10 protein-coding genes and 5 pseudogenes are annotated in these 22,028 nt (G+C 69.1%); 8 read left to right on the top strand and 7 right to left on the bottom strand.

The window, feature by feature from the left end; translation table 11 throughout:
• The 7 genes and pseudogenes from BN4348_RS54325 to BN4348_RS54300 all read left to right on the top strand — a co-directional run.
• Positions 1–203 (top strand): annotated as a pseudogene (locus BN4348_RS54325) (hypothetical protein); the annotation flags it as partial.
• Between the two features lie 96 nt (positions 204–299).
• Positions 300–1,310, top strand: a complete 1,011-nt coding sequence (gene culp6 / locus BN4348_RS54320; protein ID WP_066916981.1) for a carboxylesterase Culp6 — start codon at positions 300–302, stop codon at positions 1,308–1,310.
• A gap of 279 nt (positions 1,311–1,589) precedes the next feature.
• Positions 1,590–3,482, top strand: a complete 1,893-nt coding sequence (gene fadD32, locus BN4348_RS54315) for a long-chain-fatty-acid--AMP ligase FadD32 (protein WP_066916980.1) — start codon at positions 1,590–1,592, stop codon at positions 3,480–3,482.
• An 11-nt stretch (positions 3,483–3,493) separates the two neighbouring features.
• Positions 3,494–5,980, top strand: a pseudogene (locus BN4348_RS62985) (beta-ketoacyl synthase N-terminal-like domain-containing protein); the annotation flags it as partial.
• Between the two features lie 52 nt (positions 5,981–6,032).
• Positions 6,033–6,086 (top strand): annotated as a pseudogene (locus BN4348_RS62980) (hypothetical protein); the annotation flags it as partial.
• Between the two features lie 221 nt (positions 6,087–6,307).
• A pseudogene (locus BN4348_RS62975) lies at positions 6,308–9,264 on the top strand (acyltransferase domain-containing protein); the annotation flags it as partial.
• Positions 9,265–9,271: 7 nt separating this feature from the next.
• Positions 9,272–10,846 carry an acyl-CoA carboxylase subunit beta gene (locus BN4348_RS54300; protein WP_066916978.1) on the top strand — a complete coding sequence of 525 codons (1,575 nt, stop codon included), beginning with the start codon at positions 9,272–9,274 and terminating at the stop codon, positions 10,844–10,846.
• 3 nt (positions 10,847–10,849) lie between these two features.
• Here the strand turns inward: BN4348_RS54300 and BN4348_RS54295 are convergent.
• The 4 genes and pseudogenes from BN4348_RS54295 to BN4348_RS54280 all read right to left on the bottom strand — a co-directional run bounded on the left by BN4348_RS54295 (position 10,850) and on the right by BN4348_RS54280 (position 14,379).
• Positions 10,850–12,627 (bottom strand): annotated as a pseudogene (locus tag BN4348_RS54295) (acyl-CoA dehydrogenase family protein).
• A gap of 53 nt (positions 12,628–12,680) precedes the next feature.
• A complete protein-coding gene (locus tag BN4348_RS54290; RefSeq protein WP_372514174.1) occupies positions 12,681–13,403 on the bottom strand; it encodes a Crp/Fnr family transcriptional regulator in 723 nt (240 codons plus the stop codon).
• Positions 13,404–13,468: 65 nt separating this feature from the next.
• Positions 13,469–13,915: an FHA domain-containing protein gene (locus tag BN4348_RS54285; RefSeq protein WP_066916977.1), complete on the bottom strand. Its 447-nt coding sequence runs from the start codon at positions 13,913–13,915 to the stop codon at positions 13,469–13,471.
• A complete protein-coding gene (locus tag BN4348_RS54280) occupies positions 13,912–14,379 on the bottom strand; it encodes a hypothetical protein (RefSeq protein ID WP_066916976.1) in 468 nt (155 codons plus the stop codon). Before BN4348_RS54280 ends, BN4348_RS54285 begins: the two co-directional genes overlap by 4 nt.
• Before the next feature lie 188 nt (positions 14,380–14,567).
• On the opposite strand from BN4348_RS54280, the gene BN4348_RS54275 reads away from it, so the two are divergent.
• Entirely contained in the window at positions 14,568–14,762 is a 195-nt protein-coding gene (locus tag BN4348_RS54275; RefSeq protein ID WP_066916975.1) for a DUF1918 domain-containing protein, read from the top strand.
• 16 nt (positions 14,763–14,778) lie between these two features.
• Here BN4348_RS54275 and BN4348_RS54270 read toward each other — a convergent pair whose 3' ends face one another.
• The 3 genes from BN4348_RS54270 to BN4348_RS54260 all read right to left on the bottom strand — a co-directional run bounded on the left by BN4348_RS54270 (position 14,779) and on the right by BN4348_RS54260 (position 21,972).
• Positions 14,779–15,285 (bottom strand): hypothetical protein, encoded by a 507-nt coding sequence (locus BN4348_RS54270; RefSeq protein WP_066916974.1) that lies wholly within the window; start codon positions 15,283–15,285, stop codon positions 14,779–14,781.
• A 184-nt stretch (positions 15,286–15,469) separates the two neighbouring features.
• Positions 15,470–18,685, bottom strand: coding sequence for an arabinosyltransferase domain-containing protein (locus BN4348_RS54265; protein WP_066916973.1), 3,216 nt, complete (start codon positions 18,683–18,685; stop codon positions 15,470–15,472).
• Complete coding sequence (locus tag BN4348_RS54260; RefSeq protein WP_066916972.1) at positions 18,682–21,972, bottom strand: arabinosyltransferase domain-containing protein; 3,291 nt, start codon at positions 21,970–21,972, stop codon at positions 18,682–18,684. The genes BN4348_RS54265 and BN4348_RS54260 overlap by 4 nt, the downstream gene beginning before the upstream one ends.
• Between the last annotated feature and the right edge of the window lie 56 nt (positions 21,973–22,028).

Raw genomic sequence — 22,028 nt, 5'->3', positions numbered from 1 at the left:
CCGACGCGGCCAGCGATCCCGCCGCCATGATCGGCCAGGCCGGCGAGGCGATGGGCAACAGCCGGATGTTCTATCAGCAGTACCGCAGCAACGGCGGGCACAACGGCCACTTCGACTTCCCGGGCGGCGGCGACAACGGCTGGGGCACGTGGTCGGGGCAGCTGGGCGCCATGTCGGGCGACATCGTGGGCGCGATCCGCTAGTCCAAACGCCGGTACCGTGTAGGGAGCGCAGCAGGGGCGGGACGGCCGTTTTCCGGGTATCGAGCTGCGAACGACCGACTCTGCCGGCAGGAGAGCATGACCACGAGCGCGCGGCGTAAACGCCATCGGACCCTCGCCTGGATCGCCGCCCTCGCGGTGGCCGGCGTCGTGTTGTTGGTCATCGTGGCCGTGGTGATGCTGCTGCGCGGCCCCAAAACACCGCCCAGCGCGGTGCCTCCGGGCATCCTGCCGCCGACCTCCACGACGACGCACCCGCACAAGCCCCGGCCCGCTTCCCAAGACGCGTCGTGCCCCGATGTGCAGCTGATCAACGTCCCGGGCACCTGGGAGTCCGCCCCCCAGGACGACCCGCTCAACCCCACACAGTTCCCGAATGCGTTGCTGCACAAGGTGACCGCTGACATCTCCCAGCAGTTCCCCTCCTCGCGGGTGCAGACGTACACCACGCCCTACACCGCGCAGTTCCACAACCCGCTGAGCGGTGACACGCAGATGTCCTACAACGACAGCCGGGCCGAAGGCACCCGCGCGACCGTGCAGGCGCTGACCGACATGAACAACAAGTGCCCGCTGACCAGCTACGTGTTGATGGGGTTCTCCCAGGGCGCGGTGATCGTCGGTGACATCGCCAGCGACATCGGCAACGGCCGCGGGCCCGTCGACGACGACCTGGTGCTCGGTGTGACGTTGATCGCCGACGGTCGCCGCCAGGACGGGGTCGGCAACGACATCGGGCCCAACCCGCCCGGCGAGGGCGCCGAGATCACCCTGCACGAGGTGCCGGTGCTGTCCGGCCTCGGCCTGACCATGACCGGCGCCAGGCCCGGCGGTTTCGGCGCGCTGAACAGCAAGACCAACGAGATCTGCGCGCCCGGCGACCTCATCTGCGCCGCGCCGAACGAAGCGTTCAGCGTGGCCAAGCTGCCCGACACCCTGAACACCCTGGCCGGTGGCGCAGGCCAACCCGTCCACGCGCTGTACGCCACGACTGAGTTCTGGAACTCCGACGGGGCGCCGGCGACCGATTGGACGCTCAATTGGGCCCGCGGGCTGGTCGAAAACGCGCCGCACCCCAAACATGGGTGACACAGCCGCGACGTAGTCGAATCCGTGACGCGATCGGCGGTACCTTGTGATTTGGTCTGCCGCGGGGCGGCCCTTAACATTAAGAGAAAACTAAGAGCAATCAGAACTTCGTTGCGGCCCCGATCGGGGCTGAAGCTGGCGGGGACTGGCACGGAACCGGCGCTCCCAGGCGTGTGCCGTGCACAGCCGGCTCGTGTATAGAGGACCAGTCGGCGAAGCCGGCCGAGGAGACATTGAGTCGGCGAAGCCGACGAGATGGTTGTAACAGGAGAGGGCGGCATGGCGTACCACAACCCGTTCATCGTGAATGGAAAGATCAGGTTCCCGGAGAACACGAACTTGGTTCGTCACGTTGAGAAGTGGGCGAAGGTTCGCGGCGACAAGCTGGCCTACCGGTTCTTGGATTACTCCACCGAACGCGACGGTGTCGAGCGTGACATTCTGTGGTCCGAATTCAGCGCCCGCAACCGCGCGGTGGGTGCCCGTCTGCAGCAAGTCACCCAGCCCGGTGACCGCATCGCCATCCTGTGCCCGCAGAACCTGGACTACCTTGTTGCCTTTTTCGGCGCGCTGTACTCCGGCAGGATCGCGGTACCGCTGTTCGACCCGGCCGAGCCGGGTCACGTCGGCCGTTTGCACGCCGTGCTCGACGACTGCGCCCCGTCGACGATCCTGACCACCACCGACTCCGCCGAAGGCGTCCGCAAGTTCATCCGTGCCCGCGCGGCCAAGGAACGGCCCCGCGTCATCGCCGTCGACGCGGTGCCCACCGAGGTCGCCTCCACCTGGCAGGAGCCCGAGGCAGACGAGGGCACCATCGCCTACCTGCAGTACACGTCCGGCTCCACCCGCACACCGACGGGCGTGCAGATCACCCACCTGAACTTGCCCACCAACGTGCTGCAGACGCTGGTCGCACTGGAGGGCGCCGAAGGCGACCGCGGCCTCAGCTGGCTCCCGTTCTTCCATGACATGGGCCTGATCACGGCATTGTGCGCTCCGGTGCTCGGCCAAAGCTTCACCTTTATGACCCCGGCCGCGTTCGTGCGCCGGCCCGGTCGCTGGATCCGCGAACTCGCACGCAAACCCGGCGAGACCGGCGGCGTCTTCTCCGCCGCGCCGAACTTCGCGTTCGAGCACGCCGCGGTGCGCGGCCTGCCCCGTGACGATGAGCCGCCGCTGGACCTGAGCAACGTCAAAGGCATCCTCAACGGCAGCGAGCCGGTGAACCCGGCGTCGATGCGCAAGTTCTACGAGGCGTTCGCGCCCTACGGTTTGAAGGACACTGCGGTTAAGCCGTCCTACGGCCTGGCCGAGGCGACGCTGTTCGTCTCGACCACCCCGGGGGACGAGCCGCCAACGGTCATCCACGTCGACCGTGACGAGCTGAACAACCAACGGTTCGTCGAGGTGCCGCCCGACGCACCGAACGCCGTCGCGCAGGTCTCCGCCGGCAAGGTTGGTGTCGATGAATGGGCGGTCATCGTCGACCCCGACACCGCCAGCGAGCTGCCGGACGGGCAGATCGGCGAGATCTGGTTGCACGGCAATAACCTGGGCGTCGGCTACTGGGGCAAGGAGACGGAGACCAACGAGACCTTCCGCAACATCCTGAAGTCGCGCGTCTCCGAATCGCACGCCGAGGGAGCCGCCGACGACGGGTTGTGGGTACGCACCGGCGACTACGGCACCTACTTCAAGGGACACCTATATATAGCGGGCCGAATCAAGGACCTGGTCATCATCGACGGCCGCAACCACTACCCGCAGGACCTCGAGTACTCGGCGCAGGAAGCCAGCCGTGCGCTGCGGACCGGCTACGTGGCCGCGTTCTCGGTCCCGGCCAACCAGCTGCCCCAGGTCGTGTTCGACAACCCGCACGCCGGCATCAAGTACGACCCCGAGGACACCTCCGAGCAGCTGGTGATCGTTGCCGAGCGCGCCGCCGGAACGCACAAACTCGACTACCAGCCCATCGCCGACGACATCCGGGCGGCCATCGCCGTACGCCACGGGGTGACCGTCCGAGACTTGCTGCTGGCGTCGGCCGGAACCATTCCGCGTACCTCCAGCGGCAAGATCGGGCGGCGCGCCTGCCGCGCCGCCTACCTCGACGGAAGCCTGCGCAGCGGCATCGGTTCGCCGACCGCCTTCGCCGGCGCCAACGACTGAACCCAGGAACCATGGCTGACATAGACGATTTCAAAGCGGACGACGACCCCCAGGACCAGCAGGAGAACCTGCCCGCCAAGAAGACCGACGTGACGGTCCCCGAGATGCGCCAGTGGCTGCGCAACTATGTGGCCAAGGCGACCGGGCAGTCGCCCGACTCGATCGACGAGTCGGTGCCGATGGTCGAGCTGGGCCTGTCGTCGCGCGACGCCGTGGCGATGGCCGCCGACATCGAGGACATGACCGGTGTCACCCTGTCGGTCGCGGTGGCCTTCCAGCATCCGACCATCGAATCGCTGGCCACCCGGATCATCGAGGGCGAACCCGAACGGCCCGACGACGACGTCGACATCGTCGACTGGTCGCGCAACGGGCCCGCGGAGCGCGTCGACATCGCGATCGTGGGCCTGTCCACCCGGCTGCCCGGCGACATGAACACCCCCGACGAAACCTGGCAGGCGCTGCTGGAGGGCCGCGACGCCATCACCGACCTGCCCGAGGGCCGCTGGTCGGAATTCCTCGAGGAGCCGCGGCTGGCCGAGCGGGTCAACAAGGCCCGCACCCGCGGCGGGTATCTGAAGGACATCAAGGGCTTCGACTCCGAGTTCTTCGCCGTCGCCAAGACCGAGGCCGACAACATCGACCCGCAGCAGCGGATGGCGCTGGAGTTGACCTGGGAGGCGCTGGAACACGCCCGCATCCCGGCGTCCAGCCTGCGCGGCGAGTCCGTCGGCGTTTACGTCGGCGTCTCCAACCACGACTACGGATTCTTGGCGATCTCGGACCCGAGCGTCGCCCACCCCTACGCGATCACCGGCAACGCGATGTCGGTCATCGCCAACCGGGTGTCGTACTTCTACGACTTCCGCGGGCCCTCGGTCGCGGTCGACACCGCGTGCTCGAGTTCGCTGGTGGCGGTCCACCAGGCCGTGCAGGCGCTGCGCAACGGCGAAGCCGACGTCGCCGTCGCCGGCGGCGTCAACGCGTTGCTCACCCCCGCGGTGACCCTCGGTTTCGACGAGATCGGCGCGGTGCTGGCCCCCGACGGCCGGATCAAGTCGTTCTCCTCGGACGCCGACGGCTACACCCGCTCCGAGGGCGGCGGCATGGTGGTGCTCAAGCGGGTCGACGACGCCCGCCGCGACGGGGACCAGATCCTCGCCGTGATCGCCGGCAGCGCGGTCAACCACGACGGCCGGTCCAACGGCCTGATCGCGCCCAACCAGGACGCGCAGGCCGACGTGCTGCGCCGGGCGTATAAGGACGCCGGGATCGATCCGCGCAACGTCGACTACATCGAGGCGCACGGCACCGGGACCGTCCTGGGCGACCCGATCGAGGCCGAGGCGCTGGGCCGCGTGGTCGGCCGCGGACGCCCCGCCGATCGGCCGGCGCTGCTGGGCGCGGTGAAAACAAATGTGGGCCACATGGAGTCGGCGGCCGGCGCGGCCAGCCTGGCCAAGGTGGTGCTGTCGTTGCAGCACGACAAGCTGCCGCCGTCCATCAACTTCGCCGGACCGAGCCCCTACATCGACTTCGACGGGATGCGGTTGAAGGTCGTCGACCAGGCCACCGACTGGCCGCGCTACGGCGGCTACGCCCTGGCCGGGGTGTCGAGCTTCGGCTTCGGCGGCGCCAACGCGCACGTGGTGGTACGCGAGGTCCTGCCGCGCGACGTCGTCGACAAAGAGCCCGAGCCCAAACCCGAGGTGAAGGCCGCCGCCGAAGCGGCCGAGGCGCCCACGTTCGAGGGCCACTCGCTGCGGTTCGACGACTTCGGCAACATCCTCACCGACACGCCCGAGGCCGAGGAGGACGAGCCCGACCTGCCGGACGTGACGCAGGAGGCGCTGAGCCTCAAAGAGGCCGCGCTGGCGGAGCTTGCGGCGCAAGAGGAAGCCGAAGGTCCCGCCAAGCCACTGATCCCGCTGGCGGTGTCGGCGTTCCTGACGTCGCGCAAGAAGGCCGCGGCCGCCGAGCTCGCGGACTGGATGGAAAGCCCCGAGGGACAGGCGTCGTCGCTGGAATCGATCGGCCGGTCGCTGTCGCGGCGCAACCACGGGCGCTCCCGCGCGGTGGTGCTGGCGCACGACCACGACGAGGCGATCAAGGGGCTGCGGGCCGTCGCCGAGGGCAAGCAGCGGCCGAACGTGTTCAGCGCCGACGGGCCGGTGACCAACGGCCCGGTGTGGGTGCTGGCCGGATTCGGCGCGCAGCACCGCAAGATGGGCAAGAGCCTGTATTTGCGCGACGCGGTCTTCGCCCAGTGGATCGAGAAGGTCGACGCGCTGGTCCAGGACGAGCTGGGCTACTCGGTGCTCGAGCTGATCCTCGACGACTCGCAGGACTACGGCATCGAGACCACCCAGGTCACCATCTTCGCCATCCAGATCGCGCTGGGCGAGCTGCTCAAGCACCACGGCGCCAAGCCCGCCGCGGTGGTCGGCCAGTCGCTGGGCGAGGCCGCGTCGGCCTACTTCGCCGGCGGCCTGTCGCTGNGACTCGGGCGAGACCATCGCCGAGCGGCTCGGCGCGATCGTCGGCGCGGCCATGGGTTACGACCCCGAGGACCTGCCGTGGGAGGTGCCGCTGATCGAGCTGGGCCTGGACTCGCTGATGGCGGTGCGGATCAAGAACCGCGTCGAGTACGACTTCGACCTGCCGCCCATTCAGCTGACGGCCGTGCGCGACGCCAACCTCTACGCCGTCGAGAAGCTGATCGAGTACGCGGTCGAGCACCGCGACGAGGTCGAGCAGCTGCACGAGCACCAGAAGACGCAGACGGCCGAGGAAATTGCCCGCGCGCAGGCCGAGTTGCTCAGCGGCGCGACGCCGGCCTCGGTGGTGGCCGCGCCCGACCCGCAAGCCGAGCCGGACACCCGGACGCCGCCGGCCTCNGGCCATCTGCTCGCGCTCGCATCTCATGGGCGAGGGCGAGGCGATGCTGTTCGGCGAGTACATCCGGCTGATGGCCCTGGTGGAGTACTCCGCCGAGGAGATCAAGACGGTGTTCTCCGACTTCCCCGACCTGGAGGTGTGCGTCTACGCCGCACCCACCCAGACGGTCATCGGCGGCCCGCCCGAGCAGGTGGACGCGATCATCGCCCGCGCGGAATCCGAGGGCAAGTTCGCCCGCAAGTTCCAGACCAAGGGCGCCAGCCACACCTCGCAGATGGACCCGCTGCTCGGCGAGCTGGCGGCGGAGCTGCAGGGCATCAAGCCGATGAGCCCGACGTGCGGGATCTACTCGACGGTGCACGAGGGCAGCTACATCAAGCCCGGCGCCGAGCCGATCCACGACGTCGACTACTGGAAGAAGGGCCTGCGGCACAGCGTCTACTTCACCCACGGGATCCGCAACGCCGTCGACAGCGGGCACACCACGTTCCTGGAGCTGGCGCCCAACCCCGTCGCGCTGATGCAGGTGGGTCTGACCACGGCCTCGGCGGGTTTGCATGACGCCCAACTGATCCCGACGCTGGCCCGCAAGCAGGACGAGGTCGAGTCGATGGTCTCGACCATGGCGCAGCTCTATGTCTACGGCCACGACCTGGACATGCGGACGCTGTTCACCCGCGCGGCCGGGCCGCAGGATTACGCGAACATCCCGCCGACCCGCTTCAAGCGCAAGGAGCATTGGCTGGACGTGCACTTCTCGCACGGCACCAGCTCGGTGCTCATGCCGGGCAGCCACGTCGCGCTGCCGGACGGCCGCCACGTCTGGGAGTACGCGCCCCGGGGCCTGACCGACCTGGCGGCGCTGGTGAAAGCCGCTGCGGCCGAGGTGCTTCCGGACGCGCAGTTGACGGCGGCGGAGGAGCGCGCGAAGCCGAGCGAGGGCGCCCGGCTGGTGACGACGCTGACCCGGCACCCCGGTGGCGCGTCGGTCCAGGTGCACGCGCGCATCGACGAGTCCTTCACGCTGGTGTACGACGCGCTGGTGACCCGGGGCGGCTCCGAATCGGTGCTGCCGGCGGCGGTGGGCGCGGGCACGGCGATCGCGGCCCCGACCAACGGGGCGGCAGGGGTTTCAGTCGCGGCGCCGGACGCTCCCGCCGAGGACGCGGCGGGAACGCTGGGGGACAGCCTCACCAACCGCTACATGCCGAGCGGTTTCACCAAGTGGACACCGGACTCGGGCGAGACCATCGCCGAGCGGCTCGGCGCGATCGTCGGCGCGGCCATGGGTTACGACCCCGAGGACCTGCCGTGGGAGGTGCCGCTGATCGAGCTGGGCCTGGACTCGCTGATGGCGGTGCGGATCAAGAACCGCGTCGAGTACGACTTCGACCTGCCGCCCATTCAGCTGACGGCCGTGCGCGACGCCAACCTCTACGCCGTCGAGAAGCTGATCGAGTACGCGGTCGAGCACCGCGACGAGGTCGAGCAGCTGCACGAGCACCAGAAGACGCAGACGGCCGAGGAAATTGCCCGCGCGCAGGCCGAGTTGCTCAGCGGCGCGACGCCGGCCTCGGTGGTGGCCGCGCCCGACCCGCAAGCCGAGCCGGACACCCGGACGCCGCCGGCCTCCGACGTTCCGATCCCGCCGCCGCCGACCGACCCCTCGGGCCCGTCGGGGCCCGGCGTCAACGGCGGACAGCCGAAGGTGTCCGGGGTGGCCGAAGCGCTCAACCAGGAGGCGGTCGCCAAGGCGCTGAACTCCGACGTACCGCCGCGCGACGCCGCCGAGCGGGTCACCTTCGCCACGTGGGCGATCGTGACCGGCAAGTCGCCGGGCGGCATCTTCAACCCGCTGCCCAAGCTGGACGCCGACGCCGCCGCCAAGGTGGCGGAACGGTTGTCGGAGCGCGCCGTGGGGGCACCTCCGGCTAGCGGGGGAGGGCCGATCTCCGCCGAGGACGTGCTGACGTCGCAGAACATCGAGGCGCTGGCCGAGAAGGTGCGCGAGCACCTGGAGGCCGGGGTGGTGGACGGGTTCGTCCGCACGCTGCGGGCGCGGCCGGAGGGCAGCACGAAGCCGCCGGTCTTCGTGTTCCACCCGGCCGGCGGCTCGACGGTGGTCTACGAGCCGCTGCTCAACCGGCTGCCGTCCGACACCCCGATGTACGGCCTCGAGCGGGTCGAGGGGACGATCGAAGAGCGTGCGGCCCAATACGTTCCGAAGCTGATCGAGATGCAGGGCGACGGGCCGTACATTCTGGCCGGCTGGTCGCTGGGCGGCGCGCTGGCCTATGCCTGCGCGATCGGCCTCAAGCGGATGGGCAAGGACGTCGAGTTCGTCGGCCTCATCGACGCGGTGCGGCCGGGCGAGGAGATCCCGCAGACCAAGGAGGAGATCCGCAAGCGCTGGGATCGCTACGCCCGGTTCGCCGAGAAGACCTTCAACGTCACGATCGACGAGATCCCCTACGAACAGCTCGAGGAGCTCGACGACGCGGGGCAGGTCCAGCTCGTGCTCGACGCGGTCCAGGCGAGCGGTGTGCAGATCCCGGGTGGGATCATCGAGCACCAGCGCACGTCGTACCTGGACCAGCGGGCCATCGACACCGCCGAGATCCAGCCGTACGACGGGCACGTCACGCTCTACATGGCCGATCGCTACCATGACGACGCGATCATGTTCGAACCGCGCTACGCCACCCGCAAGCCGGACGGCGGGTGGGGCGAGCACGTGACCGACCTCGAGGTCGTGCCCGTCGGGGGCGAGCACATCCAGGTCATCGACGAGCCGATCATCGCCAAGGTGGGGGCGCACATGACCCAGGCGCTGAACGGGATCGCGGCAAAGCACCAGCCGGAGACGTCGGAAAGAGTGAGGTAGGCGAGTAGTGACGGAGACCGTCCCAGCTCCTGTTCAGCACACCACCGCGGAAAAGCTGGCCGAGCTGCACGCTCGCCTCGAGCTGGCCAAGGAGCCCGGCGGGGAGAAGGCCGCCGCCAAGCGCGACAAGAAGGGCATCCCGAGCGCCCGCGCCCGGGTGCACGCGCTGGTCGATCCGGGCACCTTCTTCGAGATCGGCGCGCTGGCCAAGACGCCCAACGACCCGAACGCGCTCTACGGCGACGGCTGCGTCACGGGGCACGCCACGATCGACGGCCGGCCGGTCGGGGTGTTCTCGCACGACCAGACGGTCTTCCAGGGCACCGTCGGGGAGATGTTCGGCCGCAAGGTCGCCCGGCTGATGGAGTGGTGCGCGATGGTCGGCTGCCCGATCATCGGCATCCAGGACTCCGGCGGTGCCCGGATCCAGGACGCGGTGACCTCGCTGGCCTGGTACGCCGAGCTGGGCCGCCGGCACGAGGCGCTGTCCGGGCTGGTGCCGCAGATCTCCCTCATCTTCGGCAAATGCGCTGGGGGAGCGGTGTATTCGCCGATCCAGGACGATCTCCTGGTGTCGGTGCGCGACCAGGGCTACTTCTTCGTCACCGGGCCGGACGTGATCCGGGAAGTCACCGGTGAGGAGGTCACCCTCGACGAGCTCGGCGGCTCCGACGCCCAGGCCCGCTACGGCAACATTCACCAGGTGGTCGACTCGGAGGCGGAGGCCTTCCAGTATGTCCGCGACTACCTGTCGTTTCTGCCGTCGAACTGCTTCGACAAGCCGCCGATCGTCAACCCCGGGCTGGAGCCCGAGATCACCCCGACCGACCTGGAGCTGGACGCGATCGTGCCCGACTCCGACAACGCGGCCTACGACATGCACGAGATCCTGCTGCGCATCTTCGACGACGGCGACTTCCTCGACGTCGCCGCGCAGCACGGGCCCGCCATCATCACCGGATACGCCCGCGTCGACGGCCACCCCGTCGGGGTGATCGCCAACCAGCCGATGCACATGTCGGGGGCGATCGACAACGAGGCGTCCGACAAGGCGGCGCGGTTCATCCGGTTCTGCGACGCGTTCAACATCCCGCTGGTCTTCGTCGTCGACACCCCGGGTTTCCTGCCGGGCGCCGAGGAGGAGAAGCGGGGCATCATCAAGCGCGGCGGGCGGTTCCTGTACTCCGTGGTCGAGGCCGACGTGCCGAAGGTGACCATCACCGTGCGCAAGTCCTACGGCGGCGCGTACGCCGTGATGGGTTCGCGGCAGCTGACCGCCGACTTCAACTTCGCCTGGCCGACCGCGCGCATCGCGGTGATCGGCGCCGAGGGCGCCGCCCAGCTGCTGATGAAGCGGTTCCCGGACCCGACCACGCCCGAGGCGCAGCAGATCAAGAAGGACTTCATCGAGGGCTACAACCTCAACATGGCGATCCCGTGGACGGCCGCGGAGCGCGGCTTCATCGACGCGGTGATCGACCCGCACCAGACCCGGCTGCTGCTGCGCAAGTCGATGCACTTGTTGCGGGACAAGCAGCTGTGGTTCCGCGTCGCCCGCAAGCACGGGCTGATCCCGGTCTAGTCCCTACGGCGAGCAGACGCAAACTCGCAGCGCCCCGTCCGCCAGCTCGTCGAAACGCTCCAGCGCCTCATCGGAGTCGGCGTCGATGCCGCGCAAGGGACCACGATCGGCGAGGTAGCGCTGCGCGTACAGTCGCGCGACGAGCGCCTTGCGGTCCCCGCCACGCGTCTCCCGCTCCCACGCGGCCTGCTCGGTGAGCAGCGCTCCCGCGTAGACGTCGCCGATGAACTGCGCCAGCGGGAACAGCCGCGCCTCGGCCACCGCCCGATCGAGCTTGCCCCACGCCGTGAGCGCCGCGTCGAGGTCCTCGACGCGGCGCGCGACCAACCGCGTGGTCTCGTCGTCATCGGACACCGACACCGCGTCGCGCAGCCGCGCCAGCAGCGCCTCGTGCGCGCCGGCCCGCTCGATGCCGCGGCGCACGTCGAGGCACAGGATGTTGTCCGGGCCCTCCCAGATGGTGTTCACCTGCGCGTCGCGCAGCAGCCTGGCCACCGGCCACGTCTCGATATAGCCGTTGCCGCCGTGGATCTCGATCGCGTCCGACGCCGCCGTGATCCCGAGCCGGCACACCTTCAGCTTGGTCACGGGTACCGCGATGCGCTGCCGCACGCCGCGGGGCTGGCGGTGGTTGGTGGCGCCGGTGCCGTCGAAGACCAGCGCGAGCGCCGCCTCGACGTCGACGATCATCTCGGCGAGCTTGCGCCGCATCAGCGGCTTGTCGATGAGCGCCCCGCCGAACGCGTGGCGCTGCCGGGCGTAGCACAGCGACTCGACCAGGGCGCGGCGGGCGTTGCCCAGCCCGAACTGGGCGATGCCGAGCCGCGCGGCGTTGGTCAACTCCATCATCCGGCCGAGCCCCTTGCCGTCGCCCGGGCCGGTGTCCGCGCCGGGTTCGCCGGACAGCAGGAACGCCTCGGCGTCGACAAACTCGACCTCGCCGGAGGCCACCGAGCGGGTGCCGAGCTTGTCCTTGAGCCGGCGCACCCGCACCCCGTTGCGCGAACCGTCCCGCCTGGTGCGCAACACGAGGAAGTTGGCCACGCCGCGGGACGAATCCGGCGCCCCTTCGGGCTTGGCCAGGACGACGAACGCCTCACCCGCGCAGTTGGAGGCGAACCACTTGAAGCCGTTCAGCAGCCACGCGTCACCGGCGCGCGTGGCCGTCGTCTCCAGCGCGCCCAGGTCGGAGCCCCCGGTGCGTTCGGTCAGCAACTGGGCCGTCTCGCCCGCCCATTCGCCGGAGGCGAACTTCCCCAGCACGTGCTCGGCCACGTCGGGCGGCGCGTACGCGGACACCAGCGACTGCACCATCCCGCCGCCGGTGCCCAGCGCGCAGCCCATTCCGATGTCGGCCTGGTTGAGCAGATAGTTCGACGCGAACAGCGCCAGGCCGGAGCTCACCCGGGCGCCCCGCGCCGCGTCGCGCAGGGCCTGCTGCGCGTCGAGGACCGCGCGCTTGGACTGCGTGAACGACGCCGGCATGACGCCGCGGCTGACGTCGCGTCCCCACCGGTCGGAGCGCTCCCGCCCTGTCNGGTCTCCTCGGCCCAGCGCGCCACCGGGCCACCCATCAGGTCGCCGATGCGGGCCAGATGGGGCTCCAGGACGGCCAATTCGTCGGGCCGCAGGTAATAGGCCATGGTGAACTGCAGGGTGGGATCGGTCAGGTACCAGTTGAGACCCACGGCTCCGCGATAGTTGCCGGTTTCGTAGCGCTGCGACTTCTCTTCGGTGGAGAACGGCAGCCTGTCCACCGCCTCTGAGGCGTAGTCGCTCATGACGCGACGGTATTACAGGCGTGACGCCGCGTGAAGGAAGCTGGGGCCAATTCTCATGCGGTGGCGCGCAGCGGTCGCCGCCGATAGACGCCCACGGCGGCGCCCGCCGCCGCTCGGCGGGCGAGCGCATCGGCGTCGGTTATCAGTACGCCCTTGCCTTGCAACGTGATCCAGCCGCTGGAAGCGAAATCGCGCAGCGCCTTGTTGACCGACACGCGGTCGGCGCCGACGAGTTGAGCCATCTCGTCCTGGCTCAGCTCGTGCGCGACCCGCAGCCCGTCGCGCTCGCGGGTTCCAAAGCGCCGGCCCAACAGCACCAGTTGGCGCGCCACGCGGGTTGCCACATCGCTGGAGATCAGTTCGATGAGCTGGTCCTCGGTGTGTTGTAGCCGTTGGTTCAGGGCCCGCAGCAGTTGCTCGGCGATCACCGGCCGGCGGGCTATCCAGCCGCGCAGCGTGGCCCGGTCCACCCACACCGCGCGAACGTCGGTGATCGCCGTCGCGGAGCAGGATCGAGGACCGGGATCGAACACCGCCAGCTCGCCGAAGACGTCGGTCGGGCCCATGACCGCCCGGAGATTCTCGCGGTCGCCGGGGCCCCTCAGGCAGATTTTGACCTTGCCCGTGACGATGACGTACACCCGATCACCCGGGTCGCCCTGCGCGAAAATTGTCTGCCCCGCCGCAAATCCGGACGTATGCAGCTGCTTGACCATCGCCGACGCCGCCTCGGGTTCGACGTGACGCAATATTCCGGCCTCGCCGAGGAGCTGCATCAGGATCCGGTCCGCGTTGCCTTGATCGAGGCTGGGTGCAGCGCTCACGAAAACCCTCCTCGTCCTCAACCGGTCGCCGGCCCGGTGAGGAAAATCAGACGGAAATTGCCGATCTGGATCTCGTCGCCGTTGGCCAGCACCGCCGAATCGACGGGTTGGCGGTTGAGATAGGTGCTGTTCAGGCTGCCGAGGTCAACGATGCGGAATTGGCCGTTCTCCCTTCGGAACTCGGCGTGCCTGCGACTGACCGTGATGTCGTCGAGGAAAATGTCGCTGGCCGGATGCCTTCCTGCCGACATGATGGGCTGCTGCAGGAGAAACTGCGACCCGGCATTGGGACCCCGTTTCACGATGAGCACACCCGAGCCCCTGCCCATCGTTGCCATGTCCTCGACCGTCGCGTCGGCGACGGCCGTCGACGTGTCGAACTCGTCGCGCAGGTGCGCGCACAGAGCGGGGCCGATATCGGCGGTGCTTTCGTCGGGCGCTGGCGTGGACACCGTCGTGGTCACGCCGCCCGGGGAAGATCCGGGGCCGCGGTCGCCGCGTGCGATGCCGGCCGGTGGGGCGCCGGGGTCCAGCCGATGTAGGTCAGATACAGCCCGATGAGGGCGAAGACGATGCAAAGCGAAACCCACCAGCCCTGCGCGCCGATCATGCTGTTGGCCACGGCGACGAATGCCTTGGGAAAGGCCACCAGGAGCAGCCCGCGCAGCACGATCAGCCAGCCCAGCGAGGACACGATGATCGCCGCGGCGCCGTTCCAGTACTGATGAGCGGCGACCGTGATCAGCCCGAACAGCAGAATGAAGGCGCCGCTGACAAACGCCCACATCGAATTCGCCTCGAACTGCGACAGCAGCGCTTGCATGTCCGAAGCGCGCGCCACCGCCGTGACGTCGACAATGACGAGGAAGGGTCCGAGGGCCCGCGCGAAAAAGCGCGTCCTTGCCTGAGATTCTGCTGAAGCGTTCATCGGCGTGCCTTTCACCCCCGTCGTTACTCGACACCTGTATCCGACCATTTGACCGGAGGGTCGAGATAGGGACCGAAGTCCCGTTCGTCCGGGGCGTTCGTCCTCGCACGCCGGCGGTGACCTATGGCCCTCCCTGCCGGGTCCGCCGCGGTGCATGATCGGCATATCAGTCAGCAAGGGAGTCGATGATGAAGGCCGACGTGGGTGACTGGCTCGTGATCAAGGGCACGACGACCGAGTTAGCGGATCAGCGCGGGGTGATCACCGAGGTGCGCGGCGCCGACGGCGCGCCGCCGTATGTGGTGCGCTGGCTCGCCAGCGGCCATGTCGCCACGGTGTTTCCGGGATCGGACGCGCTCGTCGTCCCCGCGGCCGAGCAGTGATCTCAGCCAAAACTGGTCATACCGGGACCAAGAATTCGGACGTGTAGAACTCGGCGGGGTTTTGCGAGTTGGGGTTTGCGCGCTCGATAATCACCCAGACGCCCGTCGTGCCTTGGCGAATGCTGTCTTGGACGGTCACCGTTGCATTGCCGGCCGCGTCGGTGTCCATTCCGATAAACGCGGTGCCGGGTGCCCCGGGGCCACAGGTCGCGGACGACGGACGAGGTTCCTCGATAAGGCCGACGTCGTAATGAGTGGCCGGCTCGTTGGGGATCGCCATGTGCACCTGCGCGACGGCTGTCGATCCGGAGGTGCTGATGAGCGCCGAACCGGTTCCCTCGGGCGGTTGGGGGATCCACGCCGCCTCGGTCACCTTGCTGAAATCGCAGCGCCGCTCGTAACTGTCCATCACGACGGTGGTGCCTCCTTGGGCGGCCGCGCCGGCGATTCCGAACGTCGCCGCCGGGGATATCACCACGACGACGGCCGCGGTGGCGGTACCTAAACATGTCAGAATGTGCATCGGGCCACCTTTTAACGCGTGTGTTAGTTACCCCACCGGGGAAATAGGTATTAACCCGCAGTTGGAAAGGCTAAACATTCGGCGCGTAATTACCCGAACGTTAATTTCGGAGGCTATTCGACGAATGACGAATTAATGGCCTAGGGATTTAAAAACCGTTGCAATACAGGTGTTTCCGCGTTAGCTAGGGCTTGATTCGAATCTCCCCGGGTGACCACAATCCGCTGCGGGTCGCGGTGCCCAGGTCGAGCTGCGCGGGCCGGGCATCGGCGATCGTCTCGAACTTGCGCAGCGAGCCCCAGTCGCGGCCCCAGTCGCGGGACAGGTAGGTGGACATCACGTGGGCGCGCAGCAGCAGGTCGGTGATGCCCAGCAGGCCGCCGTTGACGCCGTCCTCCCAGGTGTCGGTGTCCTGCTTCTTGGCGTTGTAATCCGGCGTGATGCGGAACTTCGGGATCTCGGTGACGCCGTTGGCGTGCAGCATCGGCTTCTGGCACGGGAACGCCAGCCCGACCGCCCAGTCCAGCAACACCGGCTGCGACGAGCCGACGTACTCCTGCAGCGAGCGCAGTTCCGGCACCCGCGGTGGGGTCACCGCGATCCAGTCGTCCGGCGTCAGGGACAGGTCCTCGGCCACCACCCGGACCGCGACGGCGTCCGGGGGCATCTTGTCGCGCGCGAAGCGCAGGTTGCGCCACGCCTTCGGCTGTTCCCCGTTCAGGTCGTAGGGCACCAACCGCCCGGCGGGCAGCACGTCGCCGCCGGGACCGGGCCGGCCGTACTCGAGCACGACGGTCTGCCCGCTGGTGTGCCCGTGCAGCACGCTGTTGCCGGCGATCGTGCCCGCGGCCGTCACCACCAGCAGGGGATGCCCTGCGTCGGGCTTCGGCAGCTGGTACCAAGCCGAGGTGAGTCGGCTCTGCTGCTGGGGGCCCGTGGTGTAGCTGCCGGCCAGCGGAACCTGGTCGGGGTTCAGGCCGTAGGGCAGCGGCACCAGGGATCCGTTGATGCCCGGCGCCTTGAGCTTGGTCGGTGCGCGCCAGTCGTACGCGTACCAGTCGTAGTCGGTGCCGGGCTGTGGCACCGACGTCTCCTGCACCGCCTCGGCCACGGTGTGGTCCGGTACGCCATTGGGGGTGAACCCGACCGGGTCGGCGCCTCCCAGCGGACCCAACGGACCGTAGTTGCCGGGCAGGGCAGCCATGAAGCCGGCATTGCTGTCGGGTTCGACGAGCACGTCGTCGGCCAGTGCGCAGCCCCCCGCGAATTCGCGCAAGTTGGCCCAGCCGTTGGAGTAGGTCGGGTACTGACGCACGATTCCCGCGACCATCGACGCGACGAACACCAGCGCCATGAATCCGGCCGCGATCGGTACCGGCGCGGCGGTCACGGCGCGCGCCAGCCGGCCCTCGCCGTGGGTTCGCGACGCGAAATGCAACCAGAACGCCCAGACCGCCGCGATCGCGAACAGCACGAAAAACACTGTGCTGACGCTGATTCCGGCGAACCGCGGCATGACGTTGTTGAACGGGACGCCGTAACTGGAGACATACCACCAGCCGTTGGTGGTGGCGAAACAGAGCGCCAAGACGAACAACACCGCCGCCGCGAACGCCATCCGGTTGCGCGACCAGCGCAGCACCTCATGCGACACCAGCACCGTGGTCAGCGCGGCCATCGCCGCGCCCACCGCGGCGAACAGCCCGAAGTGGTGCACCCACTTGGTGGGGGTGAACATGAGGAAGAACATGGTGCCGAAGATGACGCCCATCAGCCGCCACGCCGGGCCGCGGGCCACACCGGGAATTCGCTTGCGCCGCAACATGATGAACACGGCGGTGAACAGGCACAGCGCGGTGATGAGGAAGCCGAAGCGGCGTGACAGCGAACCGTCGACGGTGGGCAAGATCAGGTAGTAGTAGCGCAGGTTCTCGGTGTACCAGGCCTGGCTGGGGCCGATCGCGGTGCGAATCCTGGTGGCCTCCAACACCGTTGACAGAGTCTGGTCGGCGAAGACCACGGTGAGGATGACCGTCCCGGCCGCCAGCATGGGGGCCACCAGCGGCCAGGTCCCGACCACGCGATGCCTGCGCACCAGGATCCGCAGGATGGGGCGGCCACCGGCGACCAGGGCGGCCACCGCGATCAGGCCGGTGGGCTGCACCCCCAGGGTGAAGGCCGCCGTGATCACCGCCAGCGCCGCCGGCGTCAGGCGGGAGGCACACATGGAGCGCTCGATCAGCACGTAGGTGATCAGCGCGCCCACCGCGATGATCGGCTCGGGACGCAGGCCGTTGTTGAACGGCATCCACGCGGTGAGCAGGACCATGCCCGCCGCCCAGTTGGCGGCGGTGCTGCCCGTCACCGCCGGCCCCAGCCGCGGCAACACCTCGCGCGACAGCAGCAGCCAGCAGACCAGCCCGGCGACCAGGTCGGGCAGTCGCATCCACAGGCTGCCGTCGCTGACGTGGGTCATCAGCGCCAGCAGGTTGTAGTACCAGCCGAACGGGTCCTCGGGGCTGCCGAACCAGCGGAAGTAGTTGGACATGTAGCCGGCGTGGTCGGCGACCCGGGCCATGCCGAGGATGTAGCCGTCGTCGGAGGAATTCGCGCCGATCAGGTGCCACAGCAGGAAGCCGAATATCACCGTGGCGTCGACGAGTGTGAACTTGCGCCAGCGCGTCGGGATCCACTGGTGCATCCGGCGGCCGTCGAGCTGGTCGAGGCGCCACAGGGCGACCAGCGCGACGATGGTGGACACGATCGCCAGCACCATCGCCGCCAGTTTCAGCGTCGTCGGGGTGGTGGAGAACCGGGTGTCGATGGTCGCCGAAAGGCGCAGGCCGTCGGGCGCCGGGCCCGCCAGATCCGTGAAGACCCCGACGATCTGCGGGCGCAGGTTGGGATCGGGGAAGCCGCCACGCTGGGGTTTGCCCGCGGGATCGGTCAGTCCGACGAAGGTCGCGAAGGTCCCCGCGCTCGTGGAGGTGATCTCGATGCGCTGACATTGCGGCGAGATGGCCTGATCCCGGGGGACGCTGGCGATGACGACGTTGCGGTCGGTGACGTCGACGCGCTGGCTGCTGGCGACGACGAACAACGCGTTGAGCGCGGCGTCCTTGCCCTTCTTGGGCGCCGTGCTCAGCACCACCCCGCCGTCGGGCGGCAGCCCGCGTACCACCGAGCACGGCACGGTCGCCGTCACGTCGACGGGCGTCAGCGAAATCAACGGCGCCGTAACACTGTTCAGCTGGCCGTTCTGTGGCCAGTTCAGCGTGGCGGTGGTCTGCACGACCGGCAACAGCGGCGTGGCGACCGACAGGACGAAACCGATCAGCCCGGCGATCGTCGCGACCCAGCGCGTCACCCGCACGTTGTCACGGGCGTCGATGACGCTCATGGCAGGGCCCTGATCGGTCCCGGCCGGGTCCAGCCCCGCACTGTGGTCACACCCTGCACGACGACGGCGTCCGGTGCCTGATCGGTCGGCACCAACGGGTAGTACTGCTCGACCGATCCCCAGTCCCGATACCAGTCACCGCTCAGGTACGTCGAGACCGTCGAGGTGCGCAGCATCGCCTGGGTGATCAGGAACGGACCCCCGGTCTCGCTGGCCTCCCACCCGTTCGACGACGACGCCGTCTGTTTGTGATCGGGCAGGATGCGGTAACGCGGAAGTTCGGCAACGCCAAGGTGTTCGGAGAACGGCCGCTGGCAGGGGAAGTTCGCGGCGGTCGCGATGTCCATCAGGACCGGCGCCTGCGACCCGATCAGCCGCTGCAGAGTCTGTAGCACCGGCACGCGCGGCGGCGTGAACGCGAACCACTGCTCGGAGCTCAGATTCGGGTCGTAGGCGACGATGCGAGCCACGTTAGCCTCCGGCGGCGCCCAGGCCAGCGGGAACCGCAGGTTGCGCCACGCAGGCTCCGGACCGATGTCGATCGGCTGCACCTCCGCGAGCGGCTGGGTGGAGCCGTCGGGGCGCGCGACCCCCCACTGCAGTTTCAGCGACTGCCCGTAGGTAAAGGTGCCGTCCTCCTTGTACGACCAGATCGCGCCGGCGGCGGAGACGACGACCAGCGGTCGGTCGCCGGTACGAGGCGGCAACTGGTACCAGGCCGAGGTGGCGGTGGCGGCCAGGGAGTTCTCGCCGTAGCTGCCCATCACCGGCGTGCGCGCGGGGTCGAGGCCGAACGGCAGCGCCGCGTGCGACCCGTTCACGCCGACGGGGCCCTTCCCGCCCGCGGTGCCCGCGGAGTCACTCATGGCGGCATTGGGCTTGTTCGGTGACGCGTCGGAATTCACCACCCCCGGTTTGGTGACCACCGGGTTCGACCGCAGGTCGTCGCCCACCCCCTCGGGTTTGAAGCCGACGGGATTGATTCCCCCGAGCGGGCCGGCGGGCCCGAACGTCTGCCCCGGAATCGGTTGCAGCAGACCGGCGTTGGGATCGGGCTCGGCCAGCACGTCGTCGGCCATGGCGCAGCTGGTGGGCGACAGACCCGATTCGAGCGCCGCGAGGTTCGCCTTGGCCGTCGTGTACAGCGGATAGCGCACGACCGCCCCCTTGGCCAGCGAGGCCACTTCGCCGAGGACCATGATCGTCGCGACCACCAGCAACGGGGTGGACGCCAGCACCCGGTTACGCCGGTTGTCCTTGACCTCGGTGTGCCCGGCGTAGTCCATCCGGAAGTGCTGCCAGGCGGCCAGCAGCCCCGTCAGGATCGACAACGTCAGGAACATCGACGTGACCGGGTGGCTGGCGATGACCGGCTGGATGTCGTACCAGGGCACCCCGTAGTTGCCGACGTAGAACCAGCCGTTGACCCCGGAGGTCGCCCACGCCAGCACGAACAGCAGCGCGGTCACGTACAGCGTGAGGTTGCGGCGGCTGTGCAGGCCGATCCGGGCGAACGCGAACGCGGTGACCGCACCCAGGGCGCCGGCCAGCCCGGCGAACGCGCCGAACTGCACGGCCCACTTCGTCGGGGTGAACGTCAGCAGCAACAGGCCGACGGCGGTGGTGCCGATCAACCGCCACGCCGGCCCGCTGGCCAGCCCGGGCACCCCGCCGCGCCGCAGCAGCACCACCAGCATGCCGAACAGGCACAGGAACAGCACCAGCACCGCGAAGCGGCGAGTCATGGATCCGTCCGGGTTGGACTCCACCGTGAGGAAGTAGTAGCGCAGCCAATCCTGGTACCAGGCGATCGTCGGGCCAACCTTGTATTTGATGCGCGCCGACTCGGCGACGGTGGCCAGCGTTTGGCTGCGGAACACCACCACGGTGATCAGCGACAGGGCGGCGGCCAGCACCAGCAGTGGGGCGAGCAGCCCGTCGGTGTCACGGCGCCGCCGGATCACCCGCGCGATGGCCCTGGAGCCCGTCAGCAGCGCGGCGACGGCGATGAGTCCCTGCGGCGCCAGCGTGGCCGTCAGCATCGCGACGATGATCGCGACCGCCGCGGGGGCCAGCCGGCCCAGTGCGATGGCGCGTTCCACCAGCACCCAGGTCACCATCACGCCGAGCGCGATCAGCGGCTCGGGCCGCAGCCCGTTGTTGAACGGCAGCCACGCGGCGACGAACACCGCACCCGCGGTGAGCACCGCCACGCGGTTGGCCGCCAGGCCGCCCCTTCCCGGTCCCAACCGCCGCAGCACCCAATGGCCGATGATCAGCCAGCAGGCGATTCCGGCGAGCGTCGCCGGCAGCCGCATCCACACGCCGGCGGTGCTGACCGAGGCCAGCCTGGCCAGCACCGCGAGATACCAGTCGAACGGCGCGTCGGTCGTCCCGAAGTAGCGGTAGTAGTTGGCCACGTAGCCGGCTTTGGGGGCGACCCGGGCGATGGTCAGGTTGTAGCCGTCGTCCGACGAGGTGGCGCCGATGACGTGCCAGAGCAGCAGCGTTCCGATCACGCCGACGTCGGCGAACCATGTCGCGGCGCCGACGCGGCGCAGCCGCGCGAGCGGGGAACGCCAGTTGATCACCAGGTTGCCGCCGCGGCTGCGCCGATCCAGCGCCGCCATCGCGGCGATGGCCACCAGGACCGCCAGGGTGCCCACGGCCATCACGAGCGCCTTCAGCGCGGTGGGCGACGTGATGAACCGGGTGTCGACGTCGATGCGCGCTGAAAGTCCCGGCTGCGCCGGCACTTTCAGGTCGGTGAAGATCCCGCCGACCTGGGGCTTCTTCTCCGACGGCAGGGTGCCCGTGGCCCCGGGGATGCCGACGAAGTCCGCGCCGGCGGCACCGGCGTCGGCCCAGATGTGCAGGACGCTGCAGGCGCCCGCGGCGACGGCCGAGCGCTTGGCCACCGCTGCCACGGTGTCGCGGAACGCAACGACGATCACGTCCTTGTCGGCACGCACGAACAGCCCATTCTTGCCGGTGTCCACCCCGCCCGCGGGCAGGGTCGACACCACGAGGCCGCCGGCCGGGGGCAAGGTGGCCATCGCCGGGCACGGGATGGAGATGTCCAGCGCGCGCGGCGCCCCGGACACCAGCGGGGCGGTGATCTGGCTGACGTGCCCGTCCGTGCTGCCCTGAGGCCACAGCACGGTCGCGGTCGTCTGCTTCACCGGAAGCAAGGGCACGGTGACGCACAACAGCAGGCCGACGAGTCCCGCGACGACGGCGATCGACCGTGGGATGCGCGGCGATCGCTCATTACGGTCGTGGGGCACGAGGCTCGATGGTAAGGGACGCGGCTTAGTCTCTTGAGGACGCGGGGCCGCGGTCA

It is taken from the genome of Mycobacterium interjectum (assembly GCF_900078675.2).
In the GTDB taxonomy this organism is placed as follows: Bacteria; Actinomycetota; Actinomycetes; order Mycobacteriales; family Mycobacteriaceae; genus Mycobacterium; species Mycobacterium interjectum.
The sequence above is the reverse complement of the archived record's forward strand: the minus strand, read 5'-3'. Positions and strand labels throughout refer to the sequence as shown.

Bases quoted from the DNA above. Each gene is read 5' to 3' on its own strand.
- BN4348_RS54290 (WP_372514174.1), bottom strand. From the start codon at position 13,403: ATGCAGCTCCTCGGCGAGGCCGGAATATTGCGTCACGTCGAACCCGAG.
- culp6 (WP_066916981.1), top strand. From the start codon at position 300: ATGACCACGAGCGCGCGGCGTAAACGCCATCGGACCCTCGCCTGGATC.
- BN4348_RS54280 (WP_066916976.1), bottom strand. From the start codon at position 14,379: ATGAACGCTTCAGCAGAATCTCAGGCAAGGACGCGCTTTTTCGCGCGG.
- BN4348_RS54265 (WP_066916973.1), bottom strand. From the start codon at position 18,685: ATGAGCGTCATCGACGCCCGTGACAACGTGCGGGTGACGCGCTGGGTC.
- BN4348_RS54270 (WP_066916974.1), bottom strand. From the start codon at position 15,285: ATGCACATTCTGACATGTTTAGGTACCGCCACCGCGGCCGTCGTCGTG.
- fadD32 (WP_066916980.1), top strand. From the start codon at position 1,590: ATGGCGTACCACAACCCGTTCATCGTGAATGGAAAGATCAGGTTCCCG.
- BN4348_RS54275 (WP_066916975.1), top strand. From the start codon at position 14,568: ATGAAGGCCGACGTGGGTGACTGGCTCGTGATCAAGGGCACGACGACC.